The 21,060-nt window shown below is 27.2% G+C and carries 20 protein-coding genes; 14 read left to right on the top strand and 6 right to left on the bottom strand.

All coding sequences use genetic code 11. The features are described 5' to 3' along the window. The first annotated feature begins 116 nt into the window (after positions 1–116). Entirely contained in the window at positions 117–1,337 is a 1,221-nt protein-coding gene (gene tyrS, locus AAT22_RS15535; RefSeq protein WP_016207732.1) for a tyrosine--tRNA ligase, read from the top strand. A gap of 132 nt (positions 1,338–1,469) precedes the next feature. Here tyrS and AAT22_RS15530 read toward each other — a convergent pair whose 3' ends face one another. The 4 genes from AAT22_RS15530 to AAT22_RS15515 all read right to left on the bottom strand — a co-directional run bounded on the left by AAT22_RS15530 (position 1,470) and on the right by AAT22_RS15515 (position 5,878). Next, positions 1,470–2,906 (bottom strand): HAMP domain-containing sensor histidine kinase, encoded by a 1,437-nt coding sequence (locus AAT22_RS15530; protein ID WP_047001892.1) that lies wholly within the window; start codon positions 2,904–2,906, stop codon positions 1,470–1,472. 3 nt (positions 2,907–2,909) lie between these two features. Further along, positions 2,910–3,593 (bottom strand): response regulator transcription factor, encoded by a 684-nt coding sequence (locus AAT22_RS15525; RefSeq protein WP_047001891.1) that lies wholly within the window; start codon positions 3,591–3,593, stop codon positions 2,910–2,912. A gap of 151 nt (positions 3,594–3,744) precedes the next feature. Continuing rightward, entirely contained in the window at positions 3,745–4,830 is a 1,086-nt protein-coding gene (locus AAT22_RS15520) for a tetratricopeptide repeat protein (protein ID WP_047001894.1), read from the bottom strand. 25 nt (positions 4,831–4,855) lie between these two features. Next, complete coding sequence (locus AAT22_RS15515; RefSeq protein ID WP_047001890.1) at positions 4,856–5,878, bottom strand: tetratricopeptide repeat protein; 1,023 nt, start codon at positions 5,876–5,878, stop codon at positions 4,856–4,858. 161 nt (positions 5,879–6,039) lie between these two features. Between AAT22_RS15515 and AAT22_RS15510 the strand changes: the two genes are divergently transcribed. From AAT22_RS15510 to AAT22_RS15455, 12 genes are all read left to right on the top strand, one after another. Then, positions 6,040–8,106: a hypothetical protein gene (locus AAT22_RS15510; RefSeq protein ID WP_047001889.1), complete on the top strand. Its 2,067-nt coding sequence runs from the start codon at positions 6,040–6,042 to the stop codon at positions 8,104–8,106. Between the two features lie 22 nt (positions 8,107–8,128). Further along, the gene (locus tag AAT22_RS15505) at positions 8,129–8,380 is read left to right on the top strand and encodes an EscU/YscU/HrcU family type III secretion system export apparatus switch protein (RefSeq protein WP_016207726.1); all 252 of its coding nucleotides are present in this window, start codon (positions 8,129–8,131) and stop codon (positions 8,378–8,380) included. Positions 8,381–8,438: 58 nt separating this feature from the next. After that, the gene (locus AAT22_RS15500) at positions 8,439–9,125 is read left to right on the top strand and encodes a metallophosphoesterase (protein WP_047001888.1); all 687 of its coding nucleotides are present in this window, start codon (positions 8,439–8,441) and stop codon (positions 9,123–9,125) included. A 152-nt stretch (positions 9,126–9,277) separates the two neighbouring features. Further along, complete coding sequence (locus tag AAT22_RS15495; protein ID WP_047001887.1) at positions 9,278–9,499, top strand: ferrous iron transport protein A; 222 nt, start codon at positions 9,278–9,280, stop codon at positions 9,497–9,499. A gap of 12 nt (positions 9,500–9,511) precedes the next feature. After that, on the top strand, positions 9,512–11,392 hold the full coding sequence (gene feoB, locus AAT22_RS15490) for a ferrous iron transport protein B (protein ID WP_047001886.1): 1,881 nt from the start codon (positions 9,512–9,514) through the stop codon (positions 11,390–11,392). A 242-nt stretch (positions 11,393–11,634) separates the two neighbouring features. Further along, a complete protein-coding gene (locus tag AAT22_RS15485; protein WP_047001885.1) occupies positions 11,635–12,267 on the top strand; it encodes a DUF3793 family protein in 633 nt (210 codons plus the stop codon). A 21-nt stretch (positions 12,268–12,288) separates the two neighbouring features. Then, entirely contained in the window at positions 12,289–12,567 is a 279-nt protein-coding gene (locus tag AAT22_RS15480) for a DUF2325 domain-containing protein (protein ID WP_047001884.1), read from the top strand. A gap of 481 nt (positions 12,568–13,048) precedes the next feature. Next, complete coding sequence (locus AAT22_RS15475; RefSeq protein ID WP_016207720.1) at positions 13,049–13,441, top strand: YbaN family protein; 393 nt, start codon at positions 13,049–13,051, stop codon at positions 13,439–13,441. Between the two features lie 131 nt (positions 13,442–13,572). Next, a complete protein-coding gene (locus AAT22_RS15470) occupies positions 13,573–13,809 on the top strand; it encodes a glutaredoxin family protein (protein WP_016207719.1) in 237 nt (78 codons plus the stop codon). A 166-nt stretch (positions 13,810–13,975) separates the two neighbouring features. Further along, complete coding sequence (locus tag AAT22_RS15465; RefSeq protein ID WP_047001883.1) at positions 13,976–14,629, top strand: Crp/Fnr family transcriptional regulator; 654 nt, start codon at positions 13,976–13,978, stop codon at positions 14,627–14,629. Between the two features lie 114 nt (positions 14,630–14,743). Beyond that, positions 14,744–15,019 carry a metalloregulator ArsR/SmtB family transcription factor gene (locus AAT22_RS15460; RefSeq protein WP_047001882.1) on the top strand — a complete coding sequence of 92 codons (276 nt, stop codon included), beginning with the start codon at positions 14,744–14,746 and terminating at the stop codon, positions 15,017–15,019. A 173-nt stretch (positions 15,020–15,192) separates the two neighbouring features. Then, on the top strand, positions 15,193–17,664 hold the full coding sequence (locus tag AAT22_RS15455; protein WP_047001881.1) for an FAD-dependent oxidoreductase: 2,472 nt from the start codon (positions 15,193–15,195) through the stop codon (positions 17,662–17,664). 123 nt (positions 17,665–17,787) lie between these two features. On the opposite strand, the gene AAT22_RS15450 is transcribed toward AAT22_RS15455, so the two are convergent. Both AAT22_RS15450 and AAT22_RS15445 read right to left on the bottom strand, forming a co-directional pair. Then, positions 17,788–18,756: a methyl-accepting chemotaxis protein gene (locus AAT22_RS15450; RefSeq protein ID WP_047001880.1), complete on the bottom strand. Its 969-nt coding sequence runs from the start codon at positions 18,754–18,756 to the stop codon at positions 17,788–17,790. 1 nt (position 18,757) lies between these two features. Beyond that, entirely contained in the window at positions 18,758–19,480 is a 723-nt protein-coding gene (locus tag AAT22_RS15445) for a DUF2225 domain-containing protein (RefSeq protein ID WP_084820786.1), read from the bottom strand. A gap of 295 nt (positions 19,481–19,775) precedes the next feature. Between AAT22_RS15445 and AAT22_RS15440 the strand changes: the two genes are divergently transcribed. Then, positions 19,776–20,567 carry a GTP pyrophosphokinase family protein gene (locus tag AAT22_RS15440; RefSeq protein WP_047001879.1) on the top strand — a complete coding sequence of 264 codons (792 nt, stop codon included), beginning with the start codon at positions 19,776–19,778 and terminating at the stop codon, positions 20,565–20,567. Positions 20,568–21,060 lie beyond the last annotated feature (493 nt).

Genomic DNA, 21,060 nt, shown 5'->3' with positions numbered 1-21,060 from the left:
GTGCGCTGTGAACTATATAAATTGCTTCGCAATTTAAATCAATGGTTTTATAGTTGATAATATGTAAATAAAAAGATATACTATAATAAGTAAAAATAAATAGGAGGTTACGTAGAATGGCTAATGTTTTAGACGAGTTATTAGATCGTGGATACATAAAGCAATTCACTCATGAAGATGAAACAAGAGAATTGCTAGAAAAGGAGAAAATAACTTTTTATATAGGATTTGATCCAACAGCTGATAGTTTACATGTTGGACATTTTATTGCGTTAATGTTTATGGCACATATGCAAAAAGCAGGACATAGACCAATAGCGCTTCTTGGTGGTGGAACAGCAATGGTAGGAGATCCATCAGGCAAGACTGATATGAGAACAATGCTTACGAAAGAACAAATTCAACATAATGTGGATTCAATAAAAAAACAAATGGAAAGATTTATAGATTTTTCTGATGATAAAGCAATATTAGTTAATAATGCAGATTGGTTATTAAATTTAAATTATGTAGATTTCTTAAGAGAAGTTGGAGTTCACTTTTCAGTAAATAGAATGCTTACAGCAGAATGTTTTAAACAAAGATTGGAAAAAGGACTTTCTTTCTTAGAGTTTAATTATATGCTAATGCAAGGATACGATTTCTACGTACTAAATCAAAAGTATGGCTGTAAAATGCAATTAGGTGGAGATGACCAATGGTCAAATATGATTGCTGGGGTAGAATTAGTTAGAAGAAAGGCTCAAGCTCAATCAATGGCAATGACTTGTTCTTTATTAACTAATAGCCAAGGTCAAAAAATGGGAAAAACAGTGGGGGGAGCTTTATGGCTTGATCCAAATAAAACTTCACCATTTGATTTTTATCAATACTGGAGAAATGTAGATGATGCAGATGTAGAAAAATGCTTATCATTATTAACATTTGTTCCAATGGATGAAGTAAGAGAAATATGTTCTGTTGAAGGAGCAGCTATAAACGAAGCTAAAAAGCGTCTTGCTTTTGAAGTTACAAAACTAGTTCATGGAGAAGAAGAAGCAACTAAAGCTAAAAATGCTGCTGAAGCTTTATTCTCTGGTGGAGTTGACATGAGCAATGTTCCTACAGTAACAATAAGTAAAGAAAAATTAGGTGTAAGCTTATTAGATATAATGGCTGAAAATAAAATAGTTCCATCTAAAGCAGAAGGAAGAAGACTAATCCAACAAGGTGGCTTATCAATAAATGGAGAAAAAGTAACTGAAGTTACCAGAACTTTGGAAGAGTCAGATTTAGAAGATGGTTCAGCACTTCTTAAAAGGGGAAAGAAAAACTACAATAAGATAGTTGTAGAATAAATTAAATAATGATTAAAAAAGCTATTAATATAACCCTTATTTAAAGTTTAGGCTTTAGATAAGTATTAATATTAATAGCTTTTATATATGTTTAAAGAAGCAATTAATATAGTATAAGATTAAAAGTTTATATTAATTGTGATTTTTTATTAAAGGTAGCTTTATGGTTGAAATTATTTCATAACCATTATCTAAGGTTATTATGCCATCATGGTCTTTTATTATTTCTTTGCATAAATATAATCCTAGTCCTGTACTAGATAAATCAGATGAATCATTAGACTTAACAAAGGGTTCAAATATATGCTCAAATATATATTCTGGAATAGGAAGAGATTCATTTATTACATCAATAATATAAAAATCATTACAAACATAAGAATTAAGAATTATTGTGGAATTTTCAATAGAGTATTTTATCGCATTATCAAGTAGATTTATCAAAACTTCTTTAATTTTGTTTGGCTTTATAGAAACACTACCACTTTCTATAATAGAATATATTCCAAAATTATATTTTTCAGCTTTAATACTCATATCTGAACAAATGGCTTTAATCAAAGGTGCGATATCCATATTAATAAACTCATCATTTATAGAAGATAACCCCTTTGAAATATTTATTATTTCAAGAACTAGTTTATTTAATCGTTGGCTTTCAGAGTATATTCTATCAAGAGCTCGAGCTTTAAATTCTTCATCATCAACTATATTTTCTATCATCATTTCAGAATATCCAATAATAGATGTAAGTGGAGTTTTAAGTTCATGAGTTACAGTGTCAAAAAATATTTTTCTACTTAAGGCCAATTTTTCAACCTTTTCTTTTTCCTTTTCTATATCTAATATTTGTTCTTGAATTTTTGTTTTCATATTAATAAATTCTTTTGATAATATAGATATTTCATCATTTCCTTCTACATTTATATTTATATCATAATTTCCTTCACTTAACTTTTTAGAAGCAGAAGTTAGTGTTTCTATAGGTCTAACTATTTTATTTGTAAGCCTATAGGAAATAGTAAATATAAAAATAATAAGAAATATTTCAATTAATGTCAAAGTGTTAGTAGCTTTTTTATAGTCAATAAGTAAAGGTGTGTAATCTTTAGTTAAATTTATGATTCCTAGATAAGATTTGTTTATTATTAAAGGATATGAAAGCACTCCAGTAAGAGAATTATTATTATATTTTATATTAACTATAGTTTTTCCATCCTTTACTTCCTTTAGGTTATTAGAAAATTCAATAGGGTTTTCTAATAAATTAGTAGCAATTGAATTACCATTAACATCGCATATTTGAATTTGACTTTCATAGTTTAATGAAATATATTCTATTAGATAATCAGCTTCTTGAACTAAAGCCTTATCTTTAAAGATATAATCTCGTATAGATAGAGTATATTTTATTGATTCTCTTGTACTTTTCATAACTTCTTTTAGTGAATTTGTAATTGAATCTTCCATATTACTTTTTAGAATTTTTCTAACAGAAATATTAAGAGATAGTCCGAGAAAAATCATAGTAATAGTTATTATTAAAGTGAACTTATATTTTAGTTTCATAATTTACCTCATAATGTATCCAACAGAAAATACTGTTTCAATTATTGATGCTTCATTAGGCGTGTCCAATTTACTTCTAAGCCTTCTTATATGAATGTCCACTGTCCTTATATCCCCATCATAAGAAAATTCCCAAACATTATCTATAAGTTGTTGCCTTGAAAAAACTTTATTTCTATTTTGGACAAAAAACTCTAAAAGTTCATATTCCTTAGGTTTAAGTTGAATAACCTTATCATTTTTTAAAACTGTTCTATTTTTAAAGTTAATCATGATATCTTTATTTATATTAATGAAGAGAGTGTTAGATTCAGAAGATGACTTTTCTATTCTTCTGAAAACAGCTTTTATTCTACTTAATACTTCTTTTATATGAAATGGCTTGGTTATATAATCATCGGCTCCAAGTTCTAGACCTAATACCTTATCAACAACATCGTTTTTAGCTGTAAGAATTATTATAGGAATAGAGCATTTAGAACTTATATCTTTACATAAATCAAAGCCGCTTCCATCAGGTAAATTTAAGTCAAGTAAAATTAAATGCGGTAAATTTATATTTAAATACTCCTTAGCTTCTTTTAAAGTGAAAGTACTGTAAGAATTATATCCTTCAGATTTTAATGCGTAAAATAATATGTCATTTATAGATTTATCATCTTCAACAATAAGTATTTCATTAGCCATATAGTCTTCTCCTTTAATGTTATATATTTAATTATATGGAATAATTTACAATATTCAAGTGGACTTATATAAGTTTTGAGTGATTTAGAGCGAAATGAGATTATAGGCAAACTTATATAAGTCCACTTTCTTAATGATACTAGTTTAATTTTTAAGGTGTATATTGCCTATAGATAGAATATACAACATTATTTTTCAGTTCAATCCAACATAAAGTTCCTCTATTAGTTAATATGGTGTTATCATCAATAACAAGATCTCCTATATCCATTGGATTTCTTAAACCTATATAATCTTTAAAGTTATCAAATGAGGCTATTAGATTTATAGAAGAATTTCCAGGATAATCACGATTTAAACCTAAAGTTTCAACAAAGTCATGGTGTAATAATTGAAAACTACAGTCATTAGATATTTCATAAGTGGTTATTGTGCTATAGTCATTTTTTATATAGTAGCCATCCGGAAGATAGAATTCTTCAGTGCTTTCAATAATTGGAATATCTTTCTTATCTTTAAATGCCTCTTGTAAAGATAGATTTTTAGTTATATAGAAGCCAACTAAATCAACATCAATATAAGTTTTACCATTGGTGGTATAGATATTTTCTATGCACCCTATTTGTTTATCATAAACAACTTGTGGAATAGTTAAAGTAACTTTTATCCTCCTGCCATATTCTTCATTAAAACCATAGTATTCAAAGGTTCCGCTATTACTTGTATCGACTTTAGCATAATCCCATTTTATAGGTAAAGTAATTGATTGATCATTTATTAGTGCAGTTACGTTCTTAGGAAAATAATACTCGGAATTTTGTTCAACTTTATCATTAATATTAATTACATCAAATTTAGATGAGATTTCTTCAGCTACTTTTTTCATATTTTCAGCATCTACATTATTAGAAATAGCAGTTTTAGTTATAAAATAAGCATCATCTAATCTATTTGCTTCTAAATAAGTATCTTTAATTTCTAAATATAAGTCTTTATTTGATTTATCTAACTCAACGGCTTTATTGTAATAAGCGCTAGCTTCATCATATTTTTTATCATTAAGAAGTTTTGTTCCATTGTTTATAAGTTCAGTTACTTCATTTTCTTCAACTAAAATTTCTTCTTCAGTATTATTGGAAACAGTTACCTTTTTGCTTGTGTCAGTACATGAAAAGAGTGAAATACTTAGCATTAAAAAAGTTGCAGTGATAGTCAGTTTTATAAATTTATTATTCATTATAGATTCTCCTTTAAGCTTATTATTATGGAAGATATTGTTCATAAATTTTAAAGATAGAACCATTCTTTATATCAACCCAAACAAGTAATATTCTTGCGTTATTATTCTTAGTATCGTTAAATGCTTTTAAAAAGTCGGTATAAGAAATATTTACTAATGTCCCTCTAGTTTCATAATTTTCAAGATTTATGGTTGCAGAACATAAAGAATATATACAATCATCAGATATAGGATAACTAGTAATAGCACTAGAGTTATTTCTTATCCAAACTGGGGCTGGCAAAAAATATTCTCCATTTTCATCAATTCCAGCTTTTCCATCTTTAATTGCTTCCTTAAGAGCTTCTTCTCTGCCTAAATAAAATTCAACTAAATCTAAATTAATATATAATTGTCCATTTTCTTTATAAAAGTCTTTTACCCATCCTATTTGCTTATCATAAACATTTTCTAAAATAGTAATATTCATTATTACTTTTCGTCCATACTCCTCATTAAAACCTTCATATTTAAAGGTACCTAAATTTTCAGTATCAACAATTTCATTATCCCAGGCTATAGGAATTTGCACTGAGTCTCCAAGTATCGTTATATTAGCATTTTTAGGTAGAGCATAATTGCTATATTGATATATGGAAGAAGTTAAGTTAATCACTTCAAACTTAGATGATATTTCTTTTAATAATAATTTCATGTTTTCAATATCAACATTATTAGATATTGCTGATTTAACAATGTTATAGGCTTCATCTAACTTGTTTATAGATATATATTTATCTTTTATTCTTAAATAGGTATCCTTATTTGTTTTATCAAGAGAGATAGCCTTGCTAAAATTTTCTTTAGCTTCTTCAAGTTTTCCTTCATCTAAAAGTTTTTCACCAGCTGTTATAGATTTTATGATTTCACTCTCTTCTAAGGAAATTTCATTTTCTGTATTTTCACTTAAAGTAATTTTTTTAGAAGTATTGCTACAAGATAAAAGAGTTACTGGAATACATATAATAATTAAAAATAATAATCTTTTTATAATAGATAAGTTCATTTTTTTAACCTCCAAATATTTCTATATTTTTATAGTACTCTTAAGAGATTTCTAAAGATAATAATAATATTTCCAACTTATTTCCAAAACTATTTCTATTAAGAAAGTCTCTTATACATTCGATATTATAAATAATATATAAGTGTTTACGGGGTGAAGATATGCCAGGAGTATTTAATGTAGGGAATAACTATAATATTAATAATAAAAGAATATCTAGTAAGTTAACCTTTGATACTGGTGAAAAGTTTTCTGGGAAGATAATAAAAAAAGAAGGAAGTAATGAAGCAACCATAAAATTAATAGATGGATGGGAATTTTCAGCAGAAATAGATGGAGATATGGACTCTTTAGACAAGGGATTACAAAGATTTCAAGTTGAGGGTTTTGAAGGCGGAAAGTTAAAATTAAAGGTTATCGGGAAAAATGTCAATGGAGAAGAAACTTCTCAAAGTGAATTAAAGGAAATACTTTCAAAATTAGGATTAAAAAAAGAAGATATTAAATTAGTAAAATCAATGATAAATTTTGAAATTCCACTTACTAAGGAAAATATAAGAGAAATTAAAGGGCTAATTCAGTTTTTAGACAAAATACAAGGAGATCCAAAAGAAATAGAGGAGTTTGCAAATAAATACTTAATGAGTAAAGGTATATCTCAAAATAGCGAAGAGGGAAGAAAAATAAATAATATTTTAAAGGAATTCTTAAGGGAATTTAAAACTTTATCCAAAGAAGATATTTTATTATTTTTTGAAAATGATATAGAATTTACTAAAGAGAATATAAAGGGATATAATGATATATTTAAAGGAAAAGAAAATATATCAAAATTGCTTGAGGATATTTCAAACTCTATATCTAAATCTAAGGAAGAAATATTAAATAATGAAGTTATGTCAAATAGTGCAAAAGAGAAAGTTACACAAAAGTTAAGTGAAGAAAATTTAGATTTTAAAATGGATGGTAATATAAAAAAATCAGAGGTACAAGAAGATTTGGGTGAAGCACTTACACCTAAATTAGATGTACAAGAAAATAATGAAAAAGAATCCAACACAAATAATAAATTAGCGAATGATGTATATCAAAAAAGAGATATATTATCTTCTAAAGTTAGCGTACTATCTTTATTAAGATCACTTTCAGGACAAAATGAGGACCTTATTAATATTTCTCTAAAAGATATATTAAATAATAGAAGAATGGAGTTTACAAGCAATGAATTTGATAGAACTTTAAACTCTATAAATTCATTAAAACCAGAAGAATTTATATCTATGATTAAAGATACTATATTTCAATTTAATGAAATTGGGGCAAAGGATATTGTAGATGATTTTAATAATTATTTAAATAAGAGTAATAATGAAACTTTAGGGATAACAGAAGCTTTAGACTTAAGTAAAGGAGAACTAGAAAAGGTTCTTTCAAGCGTTATGGGAAAAGGTATAACTTTAACGGAAGAAGAGTTTTTTAAATTGAAGGATATTATAAATTTGAAATATCAAGAAATTACAGAAGTAGAATTAAATAATACAGATAAAAGTATAACGAAAGAGAATTTAGCAAACTTAAATAATGATATTAGTGGCAAAGTTTCACAAGAAGTCAATGGTAATAAGGAACAAATAAATCCCAATAATATATTAAGCAAAAATCTAAATAATAATATTCCAACAAAAAATTTAGTGGAATCCTCATTAAATAAAGGAGCAGAAGAAAATAAAGAAATAATTAAAGATATAATTTCTAATATAAAGGGTGATTCTATTGTTTCAGAAAAAGTGTTAGATATTATAAAAAACAATATAAATAATATAAAAATATTTAATAAAATAAGTTCAGAATATTATTATGCAGATATTCCTGTAAATATAAGGGAGAGAGAATACCCTTGTAAGATAATTGTAAAAGATAATAGAAAAGAAGGAAAAAGAATAGATAGCACAAATGTTAAAATGGTAATTACAATTGATACTAAAACTTTAGGTATAGTAGATGGATATATGAAAGTTTTAGATAAAAAAATAGATATAGATTTAAAATGTGAAGAAAAGTTTGTAAAGATAATAGATATAGCAAAGACTAAATTAGTCAATAATATTAAAGATTTAGGATTTTTAGTTGAAGTTAAAGTTTCGAAGAAAGAAGAAGAAGTATCATTAACAACATGTAGAGAATTCTTTAGCTCAGCATCAGGAATATCTATAGATAGGAGAGTCTAGTTAAAGATCCTAGGAGGAAATTATGAAATCAAGAAAGAAAGCGGCAGCATTAAAATATGAAGAAAATTTGATGGCACCTACTGTTACAGCAAGTGGAATGGGGCATATTGCAGATAAAATAATTGAAAAAGCTGAAGAAAATGATGTTCCAATAGTGTATAATAAAGAATTGACAGATTTGCTTTGCAATGTGGATATAGGAGATTATATACCTTCTGAGCTTTATGAAGCTGTAGCACATATTATAGCTTATGTTGCAGATTTAGATAAGTAATAGAAGAATATTAAGCATTCAATGCCAAGAAATTTATGTCGGAAAGGTGAGTAAGTAAATGGCCTTATACGCTATTTCAGATCTTCATCTTGCTTTTACAACAGATAAACCTATGGATATATTTGGATCAAAATGGTTGAAGCATGATGAAAAAATAAAAGAAAATTGGATAAATAAAATTACAGATGAAGACATGGTTCTTATAGCAGGAGATATATCATGGTCAATGAGAGCAAATGAAAGCAAGGTTGACTTAGATTGGATAGATAAATTACCAGGGAAAAAGATTATATCAAAAGGAAATCATGACTATTGGTGGAGTGGAATATCAAAGCTTAATAACATGTATGAAAATACAAAATTTCTTCAAAATAATTTTTATACATATGAAGACTATGCAATTTGTGGTTCAAGGGGATGGATATTAGAAGGAAGCGATAAATTTACAGAAAAAGATAAAAAAATATTCCATAGAGAACTTATAAGGCTAAGGCTTTCATTAGATAAAGCTAAAGAAGATGGATATGAAAAAATAATAGTAATGATACATTATCCGCCAATGAATGAAAAAAGAGAAGAATCAGCATTCACAGAACTATTTAAGGAATATAATGTAGAAAAAGTTATATATGGACATTTACATGGGCCTTCATTATCTAATGTAGTTAATGAAGAACATGAAGGGATAGAATATATAATGACATCTTGTGATTTTTTAAATTTCGATCCAAAGAGAATAGTATAGAAGATAGGGCTGCCCAATGGCAGCTCTTTTTATTTTCTAAATACTAGTTAAAAAACTAACAAATTTTTTTATATATATGCTTAGAGTTATTGACATTCAATATCAATTGAGTATAATTATAGATATAGAAAATACTGTAAGGGGGAAATGATGTGACTATATACAATATGAAAGTTGGTCAATCTGGTATAGTTAAAGAAATATTAGGAGATCCTAGATTAGCAAAAAGGCTAATGGCTCTAGGCTGTGTGAAGGGGACACCGATAGAGATAAAACTAGTAGCACCTCTTGGAGATCCTATGTTAATATCTTTTAGAGGTTTTGATTTAGCAATTAGAAAAAGAGATGCAAAAAATATATATTTAAATGTATAAGGAGTGGGGGATATGATAAATGCAGCATTAATAGGTAATCCTAATACAGGAAAAACCTCAGTGTTTAATGCTTTAACAGGTTCAAAACAATATGTAGGAAATTGGCCTGGAGTAACTATAGACAAAAAATACGGATTTATGAATAAGGATATAAAAATAGTCGATTTACCAGGTATATATGCTATGGATACTTATTCTAATGAAGAAAAAATAGCAAGAGCTTATTTAGAAAATGAAGATGTAGATGTAATAATTAATGTGGTAGACTCAACAAATTTAGAGAGAAATTTATACTTAACAACTCAATTAATGCAATTTAATAAGCCAATAGTGATACTTCTAAATATGATAGATATAGCTAAAAAAAGAGGACTAGATATTGATTATAGCAAATTAGAAAAAGAATTTGGAGTTACTATATTACCTATATCAGCAAAAACAAAAGAAGGTTTAGATAATATAGAAGAAATAATAAAGAAATCAAAAGAAATTACACCAAATTATACAATGTCTTTTAAAACAGAAAAAGAAGCATATTCATATATAGATAAAGCTATAAGTAAAAGTTCAAAAGGAAAAGGAAATTCTAAATATATAGGTGAAAAAATAGATAAACTAGTACTTAATCCAATCCTTGCTTACCCAATATTTTTATTAGCACTATTTTTAATTTTTAAATTTACATTCAGTTGGTTTGGACAACCTTTAGCAGATGGATTAGATGCTTTTGTAGCTGACACTTTTACACCTTTTGTAGAAGGATTATTGGAAAATTCCTCAATATGGTTTAGCTCTTTAATTCTTGATGGAGTTGTAGCAGGTGTTGGAGGAGTAATAGTATTCTTCCCAATAGTATTTGCTCTTTTCCTAGGAATATCATTCTTAGAAGATAGTGGATATATGTCAAGAGTTGCTTTCCTTATGGATAGAATAATGAGAAAGATAGGATTATCAGGAAAAGCATTTATTCCTATAATAATGGGCTTTGGATGTTCTGCACCAGCTATAATGGCAACAAGAACATTAGAAAGTGAAAAGGATAGAAAAATGACTGCATTAATAGCACCATTGGTATCTTGTGGAGCACGTTTACCAGTATATGCTTTATTCGCATCAATATTCTTTAGCACTAATCAAGAGTTAGTTGTAATGGGAATTTATCTTTTAGGAATAGTTATAGCCATTTTAGTTGGATTACTATTTAAAAATACATTATTTAAAAAAGATGAACAACCATTTATTCTAGAATTACCAGAATATAAACTTCCAAGTTTAAAAAGTATAATATTAAATGCTTGGGATAAATCAAAAGGATTTATAGTTAGAGCAGGAACCTTAATTTTCGCAGTTTCAATAGTAGTATGGTTTTTAACTTACTTCAATATGAGTGGATATACAGATGAGATAAGTACAAGTTTCTTTGCAAAACTTGGAGGTGTAGTAGCTCCAATATTTAAGCCACTAGGATTTGGTACTTGGGAAGCAGGAGTATCAATATTAACTGGGCTTGCGGCAAAGGAAGTTATTATAGGAACTATGGAAATAGTTTATGGAGATTTAGCACTTATATTACCAACAATGTTTACAAGTATAACAGCTTTAACTTTCTTAGTTTTCGTATCTTTATATACTCCATGCTTTGCAGTTATTGGAGTTATGAGAAAAGAATATGGGAATAAAATGATGACTATATCAGTAGTATATCAATTTGTTTTAGCATGGGTAGGTGCATACTTATTTAGATTTATAGCCACACTTGTTACAGGTGGATTAACAACAAGTTATGTAATACAATTTTTAGTGTTTGTAGCAATAGTTGCATTAGCAATTTTAATGCTTATTAAGTATTTTGATAAGGATTCAGTAGGTGAGGCAGCTCATTTAACAAAATAAATATTAATGGGAATAGGCTATATTAATTATAGTCTATTTTTTTATGCTTTAATAAATTATAAAAAGTTTAGCATGTAAATAAATTTTATTATGATAATAGTTACAATGTATAATAAAGTAAATATTGACAAAACTATAATTATATTATAATATCTAATTGATAATGAATATCAATATTAACAAATAAAGAGCAAAAAATAAATTTGATATAAAATCATTAATTATCAAAGAGGTGTTATATTATGAAAAAGGTTGAATTTTATAAAAGCTTACAAAGTATGGATGATAAAGAATCTATAAAAAAATTTTTAGTATATAATGGTTCTCTAGTAATAGCAGATGTAAAACCTTCAGTTACTGTGACAATAAAAAAAACTCCAGAAAATACACATGGAAATTGGATAAAATATGGAAGAGATTTTTTGAGTGATATAAATTTAAAATCCATTTGTTTAAGGGAAGAAAAAAACGCCTCAATTATATTGGTATACAATGAAAATATACTTAAAGAACATATTTTGAAAAAAGAAAATATAGAATTTCTAAATAAATTAGGATATAAGAATGAAGATAGCATTAATGAATATGTTAAGCAGTTAAAGGAAAGATATCAAGAGTTTAATTGTCCACACGAGCTAGGTATTTTCTTAGGAATCCCAATTGATGATGTAAAAGACTTTATGGAATGTAGTAGTAAAAGATGTTTAGGTTGTGGATATTGGAAAGTCTATAGTAATTATGAAGAGGCTAAGAGAGTTTTTAAAAATTATGATGAAATTAGAGAAAAAACTATGAAGAACATATTAAGTGGAATTCCTATAGATAAAATAATTAGTAATATAAGCTTTTATAATTATGACCAATTATATATTTAAATAGAAAGAAGGAAGATATAAATGAGTATAGTTGTAGTTGGGGGACATGACAGAATGAGTAGAGAATATCTTGATGTCTGTAAAAAATATAATTGCAAGGCCAAAATATTTACACAAATGAAGGCTGGACTTAATGATAAAATAGGGAATCCAGATGTAATAATATTATTTACTAATGTAGTATCTCATAAAATGGTGAGAAAGGCAAAAAAAGAAGCAGATAGAAAAAATATAAAAATAATAAATAATCATAATAGCACAGTTCACTCTTTAGAGGAAATAATAAGAAATATAATATAAGATTTAAATTGCGAAGCATTTTTCAGTTCACAGTTCACAAGGCACAGTTTACAGTTGTTTTGATTTTATAACAGGCATCAGGGAACAAGCTCAATTATAGTCTGCTACACTTAACTAAATTTTAATGTCCATCACCAATTATTTTTTACCAATAACTTAATTCATTATTAATTTAAATTCTTAATATAAGTTGGCGAAGGTAAATAGAATATGTGAAATAAGCATATAGCGAGAAACTAGAAGTACTTGGTGAAGGAAGAGCTACTATGCCTTAGTGTTGTTGGTTTGTCTGAGCGCAGCGAGTTTAACCAAAACTCTTGGCATAGTAGTTCTCTGAGCCTAGTACTTCTTTGCGTAGCTATTTAGCTTATGAAACATATCTATTTATCGTAGCCTTTATATTCGCATTTTTTTACAATGTAAGTAATGAGATATACAATTATTTATTAAGTTAAATACTATTGAAATGGGAGATATTATTATGAAGTCGATAAAAAAATATACTTATATAACTATAGGATTAATTTCAGCAATTTTGGGTGCTGTAGGGGTGGTGCTTCCAATACTTCCAACAACTCCATTTTTGCTATTAGCATCTTATTGCTTTGCAAAGGGATCAGATAGGTTTAACTATTGGTTTATAGGAACAAAGCTATATAAAAATCACTTGGAATCATTTGTTAATAAGCGAGCTATGACACTAAAAGAAAAAATAAGTGTTTTAGTATTTGCAGATTTTATGTTGGCATTCCCATTAATATTGCTAAACAACATGTTCATAAGGATGGGGATTGTAGTAATTATAATATGTAAGTACTACTATTTTATTTTTAGAATAAAAACAATAAGATCAGAAGAAAAAACAATAGTATAAATATACGTAGTATATAGTCTTTCTATTTATTATAGAAAAACGTAAGTTTTGTGACTTTGTTACAGTCAAAACAAGGATATAAGAATATAATTATATCATAAATAAATAATATGATATTGGAGGAAATATAAATGAATAGCAATATAAGATTATATACAACTAATACTTGTCCTTGGTGTACTAAAGTAAAAAATTACTTAAAAAGTAATAATATAAATTATGAGGAAGTAAATGTAGGGTTAAATAGAGCAGCAGCTATAGAAATGGTAAATAAAAGTGGACAAATGGGAGTACCAGTTTTAGATATAGATGGTAAAATTGTTGTTGGCTTTGATAAAAATAGAATTGATTCTATATTAGGATTATAAATTATAAGTAATTATCAAATATGTTGATAAATAGAAAAAGTAAGACTAAAATATAATTAGTTTTACTTTTTTTTGCATAAAAAAGTATAAAACTTATAGTTAGGAGAATATGATTATATCAATTCCTTAGTATTTTAATATATTAAAATTTATAAGAGGTATGAATATGGATTTAAGAAAAGAATTAATGGTGAATTATCCTTTTTTACAAGAATTAGATGAAGACATATTAAATAAGTTTTTTAGTAAAATAGCAATAAAAAGTTATGAAGCTGGAGAAAGTATGTTTAATAATAAACAAAGTTGTATAGGATTTTCCTTTATACTGGAAGGGAAAATAAGAGTATATAAGATAGGGGATGATGGAAAGGAAATAACATTATATAGATTAGGCAGGGGCGATAACTGTTTTAATACTATATTATGTGCATTAACTGATTCTGAAGAAAAGTCATTTTCAGATGTTGAAGAAAATGCAATAATTGCTTTGCTTCCAATGGATTTTTCAAAAAGATATCTATTAGATAATAGTAGTTTTTTAAAATATATATTTAAAAATCTTTATGATAAATTTGAAAATGTAGTTGAAGGCTTAGAAAAAGTGACTTTTAATAGTATTGAAAATAGACTTATTGGTTATTTTAAGGAAAGAATGAAAGAAAATAATAATAGTAAAATAATATATACAACACATGAAAAAATAGCAGCTGATATAGGATCTTCTAGAGAAGTAGTTAGCAGGAGTTTAAAGTCATTAGAAAAAAGGGGAATATTAGAATTAGGAAGAGGAAAAATTAAAATAAAAAACTGGAATTTTTAAAATAGTATTGACATTATAGTAACAATATCTTAAAATTTGAATATAGTAATATTATTGATATATTAATAACAATTAAAAGCATAATAAATATAGTGAATGAGAAGAGGTGATATCTTGGATGGTAATTATAAGCAATACGAAGATGTAGCAGAATTTTTAAAAGTTTTAGCTCATCCAGTTAGGCTTTGTATAGTAAAAAATCTTTTAGGAAAAGGTTCTTGCAATGTGACTTATATGCATAGTTGTTTAGGTATGCCTCAATCTACAATTTCTCAACATCTCCAAAAATTAAAGAGTGTAGGAATAATTAAGGGTGAAAGAAACGGACTTGAAATAGTTTATGAAGTAGTAGATGAAAGAGCAGAAAAAATTATACAAGCTCTTATATAAAAGGTAATATTAAGATTATATAGTATTAGTTTAATTACTTAAAGGGTTAGAACAGCTTAAAGCTAGCTGTTCTTCAAATTTGAAATTAATATCGTATTATTTTAATATACTAATAAATAGATTAAATATAAAATTTTAAATAAAATAATATATCTAAATTTAGGAGGATTTCAATGAATAAAAAAGTTTTAATAGTTGGTGGAGTTGCAGGCGGAGCCTCTGCAGCAGCAAGACTTAGAAGATTAGATGAAAATATAGAGATAGTAATGTTTGAAAAGGGAGAATATATTTCTTTTGCAAACTGTGGACTTCCTTATTATGTTGGAGAAGTAATAAAAGAAAGAGATGCACTATTACTTCAAACACCAGAAAAAATGAAGAGCAGATTTAATATAGATGTAAGAATTAATAGTGAAGTTGTACAAATTAATACGGATGATAAAAAAGTAAAAGTAAAAAAATTAAATAATGAAGAATACGAAGAGAATTATGACTATTTAATTTTAGCACCAGGAGCTAAACCAATAAAACCTAATTTGCCAGGAATAGATAGTGATAAAATATTTACTGTTAGAAATGTTGCAGATATAGATAAAGTAAAAGCCTTTGTAGATTCTGGAGATACTAAATCTGCTGTTGTTATTGGCGGTGGATTTATAGGAATAGAAATGGCAGAAAATTTAAAGGAAAGAGGAATTGAAGTAACTTTAGTAGAAGCAGCGCCGCATGTTATGGCACCTTTTGATTCAGAGTTTTCAAGTCTAATGGAAAAAGAGTTAAACTTAAATGATATAAGTATAATGCTGAATGAGAAAGTTAATGGATTTGAAGAAGTAGATAAGTCAATAAAGGTTAAATTAGAAAGTGGAAAAGAAATAGATGTTGATATGGTTGTCTCAGCGATTGGAGTAACACCAGATACTATGTTTATAAAAGATAGCGGCATAGAGCTTGGTCAAAGAGGACATATAATAGTAGATGAGTATATGAGAACAAATAAAGAAGGGGTATATGCAGCTGGAGATGCAGTAAATGTAAGAGACTATGTAAATGGTAAGGAAGCTTTTATACCACTTGCAGGACCAGCTAATAAGCAAGGAAGAATAATAGCAGACAATATAGCAGGATTAAATTCTGTATATAAAGGAACCTTAGGGACATCAATAATAAAGATATTTGATATGGTAGCAGCATCTACAGGAAATAACGAAAGAACTTTAAGTCGATATGGAATTAAATTTAATAAAGTCTATCTTCATCCAATGAACCATGCTGGGTATTATCCAGATGCAACCCCTTTAACAATAAAGGTTATATATGATCTTGAAGGGAAAGTTTTAGGAGCTCAAGCTTTAGGATATGAAGGTGTTGATAAATTTATAGATGTAGTAGCAACATCAATTAAGTTTGGAGGTACAATGGAGGATTTAGCAGAGCTAGAACTTGCATATGCACCACCATTTTTATCAGCAAAATCTCCTGCAAATATGGCTGGATTTATAGCTCAAAATCAAAACAAAGGACTAGTAGATGTTATAAACATAGAAGATTTAGATAAATTTGATAAGTCAAAACAAATATTATTAGACACAAGAGATGCACAAGAAGTTGAACTTGGAAAAATAGAAAATTCAATAAATATACCTGTTAATGACTTAAGAAATAATTTAGATAAGCTAGATAGAGAAAAAGAAATTTTAGTTTATTGTGCAGTAGGAATTAGAGGATATATAGCAGCAAGAATATTAAAAGCCAATGGATTTAAAGTTAGAAACTTAAATGGTGGATATAAGTCTTATGTAAATTGGAATTATAAGGCTAAAGTATTAGATAGAAAAAGTGATAATATAAATAACAGTGAGGAGAGAGATTCTGTAATGAGAGAGGTAGCAGCTGATAAAGTAAGAGAGTTAAATGCAACTGGGTTATCTTGTCCAGGTCCTCTAATGCAAGTAAAGGCAACCATGGATGATATGATTGATGGAGAAGTTTTAAAAGTAAAGGTATCAGATGATGGATTTTGCAGAGATATAGAAGCATGGACTAAGAAAACTAATAATAGACTTATGAGTTTAGACAAAAATAAAGGTATTATAGAAGCAACAATTATGAAGTGCTCAGACCAAATTCTATCTGGAACTGAAATTTCTAATACTTGTACTACAGTCCCAAGTAAGAATGGTCAAACTATGGTTGTGTTTAGTGGTGATTTAGATAAAGCAATTGCTTCATTTATAATTGCCAACGGTGCAGCTACAATGGGAAAGAAGGTAACTATGTTCTTTACATTCTGGGGATTAAATATTTTAAGAAAGCCTGAAAAAATAAAAACACCTAAAAATATAATCGAAAAAGCCTTTGGAATGATGATGCCAAGAGGTAGTAAAAAGCTTGGATTATCAAGAATGAATATGGGCGGAATGGGTGCTAAAATGATTAGAGGGGTCATGGAAAATAAAAATATTCAATCATTAGAAGATTTAATGGATGCAGCTATAAAAAATGGCGTAGAAGTAGTAGCCTGCACAATGTCTATGGATGTTATGGGAATAAAAAAGGAGGAATTAATAGATGGAATAACTTATGGTGGAGTTGGATATTATCTTGGTGAAGCAGATGATGCTAATATCAATTTATTTATTTAATAAAAAACTTATATATTAAAAGATGCTTAAAAACGATTAAAATATAAGGCTGTGCATAACTAATGTCACTAAATTAGTTATGCACAGCCATTTATTATTTATATAAATTATATATAAATGATTTTAAATTTCAGAATTTAATAAAGATATAGTAGAGTCAAGTTTTTCTAAACTAGTTGTTTGAATATCCATATTTGCAGCAATTTCTTCACATAAAGCGGAATGTTCTTGAGAAAGAGTAGAAACTTTTTCTATTATAGCTAAAACCTCATCTTTTTCAGAAGAAGCTATTGTTAAGTTTCCTATACAGTCCTCTATTTCTTTAATGGAATCACTAATAGATGATTTTATATTTGTAAAGCTACCTTTAGTACTAATTAATGTTTTTTGTTGATTATCTATTGCAGAGCTACCAGCTTGCATAGCCTTTGAAGTATCAAGTATATCAGATTTTATATCATCCAATATTTTAGTGATACTTTCAACAGATTGCTTTGAGTTTTCAGCAAGTTTTCTAACTTCCCCTGCTACTACAGAGAAACCTCTACCAGCTTCCCCAGCTCTTGCAGCTTCTATTGCAGCGTTAAGAGAAAGTAGGTTAGTTTGACTTGCAATTTGGCTTATAGAATCTGTTATTGTATTTACAGATTCTAGTTTTGAAACAAGCGAGTTTACTGTTGCACTAACTATTGTAAACGCATGTTGTAAAGATTTTAATGATTCATCTAAGTCGGTGAAAGTATTTAAACCTTCATCAGCCACCTTATCTGTATCTAAAACTGTTATTTGAACATTAGTAACATTATAAGCTAATTGCTCCATACGAGTATTGAAGTTTTCTAAAATGCCATTTACATTATTAATCTCTTCTGCTTGTGTAAGCGTAGCATTAGTCAAATTAGATAATGAGCTATTAACATCTTGAATAGCACTAGATATACTAGAGCTAGTTTCACTTAGCATTACCATTTCATTTTTTAGATTCTCATTTGTATTTTCCTTTTCATTGATACTGTTTGATACAAACTCATTAGATATATTTTCGTTTGTATTGTCAACTTCCTTCTTTTTTGATTTAGAAAATAAACCCATTTTAGTACCTCCTAATTTTATCTTTTCCATCCCTAGCCATTTCTTTTACTTTTTGGGGGGCACCTATAGATGTAATTACTTCCGAAAACCATCTAAGTGCTAAGGAATCTTCCCCTATTCTTCTATGTAGCTCGCCTATAAGGAACATTATAGAAAATCTATCTAGTCCATAGACTGGAAGTTTTTCATTTATAAATGTATCATTAAAAGCTACTAATGATTGCTTTATGTAATTTTTTTCATTAGCCTCATCCATTAGTAACCTATACATCCAAGCAATTTTCAAACAAATCATAGCCTTTGTACTACTTTTACTTTCAATGACTAAGGCATTAAGTAAAGCTAGCTTATATCTTTCAATTGCAATTTTTTCAGTAAAAGGAATATCATATTCACGATTAACCCACTTAGGTGTTATCTTTTCTTTAATAAGCTTTATTTGAAATTCTCTTATTTTACTAAAATCTACTTTTAAAGCTGCATAACCACAAGTTGGACATAGCCAGACCTCATAAAGGTAAGGATTTATAACAGAGTATCTTATAAATAAATCTGAGTCCTTTGATGCAATTCTAGGTGCATTAACTTTTACACTTGCTGTTCTAAATGAGTTTTTACAAACTGGACAGGATATTTCTTTAAGAAATAAACTTTTAATTGTGTTACTATTATCGTCTTTGTTTATCAAATCTTTAGCATTGATATCTGCTGAATTCTTTATCATAAGTTATCACCTCTAATTTTTACATATATAATTTAATTAACAATTGATAGTTAACAATTGATGAGGTTTTGCTACGCAAAACTTAGAATATAGGTGTAAAATAATTTATTTTAGTTAAATATTAATGTTTTATTACAACTCATATATAATTATATCATATTGTATATAGTTTGTTTATAAAACATTTACAAATAAAATTGAAATAAATTATATTTATTTCAATTAACAATTTGATTACACATTTAAAGATTTTTGATATAATGATTAAGGTGAAGTTTGAAAAGGGTGATAAAATATGGTGATTCAAGATTGGAAAAGTTTTTTTATGCCTTATGAACAGGCTGTAGATGAATTAAAGGTAAAGCTTAGAAGCATAAGAAAAGAATATAGAAAGAAAAATGAATACTCCCCAATAGAATTTGTTACCGGAAGGGTAAAAGAGATATCAAGCCTTCTAGAAAAAGCTAATAAATTTGGGATTCCAATAGATAGACTTCAATATGAAATTGAAGATATAGCTGGAATTAGAATTATGTGTCAATTTGTGGATGATATAGATAGAGTTGTAGAAATATTAAGAGCAAGGAAGGATATGCAAATTCTTTATGAAAAGGATTATGTTAGGGGCGTAAAAGAAAGTGGCTATAGAAGCTATCATATGATAATAAAATATCCAATTAATATGGCAGAAGGGCAAAAAGAGATTTTAGCCGAATTCCAAATAAGAACTTTAGCCATGAATTTCTGGGCAACAATAGAACATTCTTTAAATTATAAATATAAAAAACAACTACCTGACAATGTAAGAGAAAAACTAAAGAAGGCAGCAGATGCAGCTTTTGAGTTAGATGAACAAATGTTAGATATAAAGGACGAAATAAAAGATGCTCAAAAATTATTTGAAATAAAATCAGATATAATATCAAGCATAATGCATAATATATTGACTCTAACATCTCTTGGAAAATTTGCAGAAGCAAGCAGATATGAGAGTTCATTAAATAAACTAATAGAAGATGGAGAAATACATGAACTTAATAAGCTATTAGTATCCGTAAAAAAAGAAGTAAATAAATATAGAGATTAATATATTGGTGAATAGCACTAAGTAATTAGTATAAAACACTAATAAATATGGTAGTAGCAAGTTTTATAAGTATAAGGTTCAAAATTTGAAATAGACAAATAATAGTTTTTTGATCTTATAGATGATAGGGGATAGGTACTGAGTAATAGATGTTTTATTTTAAAAATCTAACATTTATCACTTGTTACCTATCTTTTTTTGATTTTAGATTCCCTTTGATTATAATTACATAATGTTATTCCATATTAAATGAGTATTCAAGCTAATTATAAATTAATTATATTTTTACGAAGTATAGTATAATACTAAATATTAGAAATTTTTTATTAAATTTAAGAAAAACTATTTACAAATAATAATTATTATTATATAATAAAAACATCGAAAAGAGATTATATATAATTTAATAAATATTATATATAATCTAATTATATAAATAATGTGGAAATTAGGAGGAGTTTAGATTATGAAAAAATTTGTTTGTACAGTATGT

Source organism: Clostridium sp. C8 (assembly GCF_001010885.1).
GTDB lineage: Bacteria > Bacillota > Clostridia > Clostridiales > Clostridiaceae > Clostridium > Clostridium sartagoforme.
This window is presented reverse-complemented; position numbering and strand designations above follow the sequence as displayed.

Bases quoted from the DNA above. Each gene is read 5' to 3' on its own strand.
- AAT22_RS15515 (WP_047001890.1), bottom strand. From the start codon at position 5,878: ATGAACTTATCTATTATAAAAAGATTATTATTTTTAATTATTATATGT.
- AAT22_RS15485 (WP_047001885.1), top strand. From the start codon at position 11,635: ATGAAAAAGGTTGAATTTTATAAAAGCTTACAAAGTATGGATGATAAA.
- tyrS (WP_016207732.1), top strand. From the start codon at position 117: ATGGCTAATGTTTTAGACGAGTTATTAGATCGTGGATACATAAAGCAA.
- AAT22_RS15480 (WP_047001884.1), top strand. From the start codon at position 12,289: ATGAGTATAGTTGTAGTTGGGGGACATGACAGAATGAGTAGAGAATAT.
- AAT22_RS15445 (WP_084820786.1), bottom strand. From the start codon at position 19,480: ATGATAAAGAATTCAGCAGATATCAATGCTAAAGATTTGATAAACAAA.
- AAT22_RS15475 (WP_016207720.1), top strand. From the start codon at position 13,049: ATGAAGTCGATAAAAAAATATACTTATATAACTATAGGATTAATTTCA.
- AAT22_RS15450 (WP_047001880.1), bottom strand. From the start codon at position 18,756: ATGGGTTTATTTTCTAAATCAAAAAAGAAGGAAGTTGACAATACAAAC.
- AAT22_RS15470 (WP_016207719.1), top strand. From the start codon at position 13,573: ATGAATAGCAATATAAGATTATATACAACTAATACTTGTCCTTGGTGT.
- AAT22_RS15465 (WP_047001883.1), top strand. From the start codon at position 13,976: ATGGATTTAAGAAAAGAATTAATGGTGAATTATCCTTTTTTACAAGAA.
- feoB (WP_047001886.1), top strand. From the start codon at position 9,512: ATGATAAATGCAGCATTAATAGGTAATCCTAATACAGGAAAAACCTCA.
- AAT22_RS15440 (WP_047001879.1), top strand. From the start codon at position 19,776: ATGGTGATTCAAGATTGGAAAAGTTTTTTTATGCCTTATGAACAGGCT.
- AAT22_RS15510 (WP_047001889.1), top strand. From the start codon at position 6,040: ATGCCAGGAGTATTTAATGTAGGGAATAACTATAATATTAATAATAAA.
- AAT22_RS15530 (WP_047001892.1), bottom strand. From the start codon at position 2,906: ATGAAACTAAAATATAAGTTCACTTTAATAATAACTATTACTATGATT.
- AAT22_RS15505 (WP_016207726.1), top strand. From the start codon at position 8,129: ATGAAATCAAGAAAGAAAGCGGCAGCATTAAAATATGAAGAAAATTTG.
- AAT22_RS15455 (WP_047001881.1), top strand. From the start codon at position 15,193: ATGAATAAAAAAGTTTTAATAGTTGGTGGAGTTGCAGGCGGAGCCTCT.
- AAT22_RS15520 (WP_047001894.1), bottom strand. From the start codon at position 4,830: ATGAATAATAAATTTATAAAACTGACTATCACTGCAACTTTTTTAATG.
- AAT22_RS15525 (WP_047001891.1), bottom strand. From the start codon at position 3,593: ATGGCTAATGAAATACTTATTGTTGAAGATGATAAATCTATAAATGAC.
- AAT22_RS15500 (WP_047001888.1), top strand. From the start codon at position 8,439: ATGGCCTTATACGCTATTTCAGATCTTCATCTTGCTTTTACAACAGAT.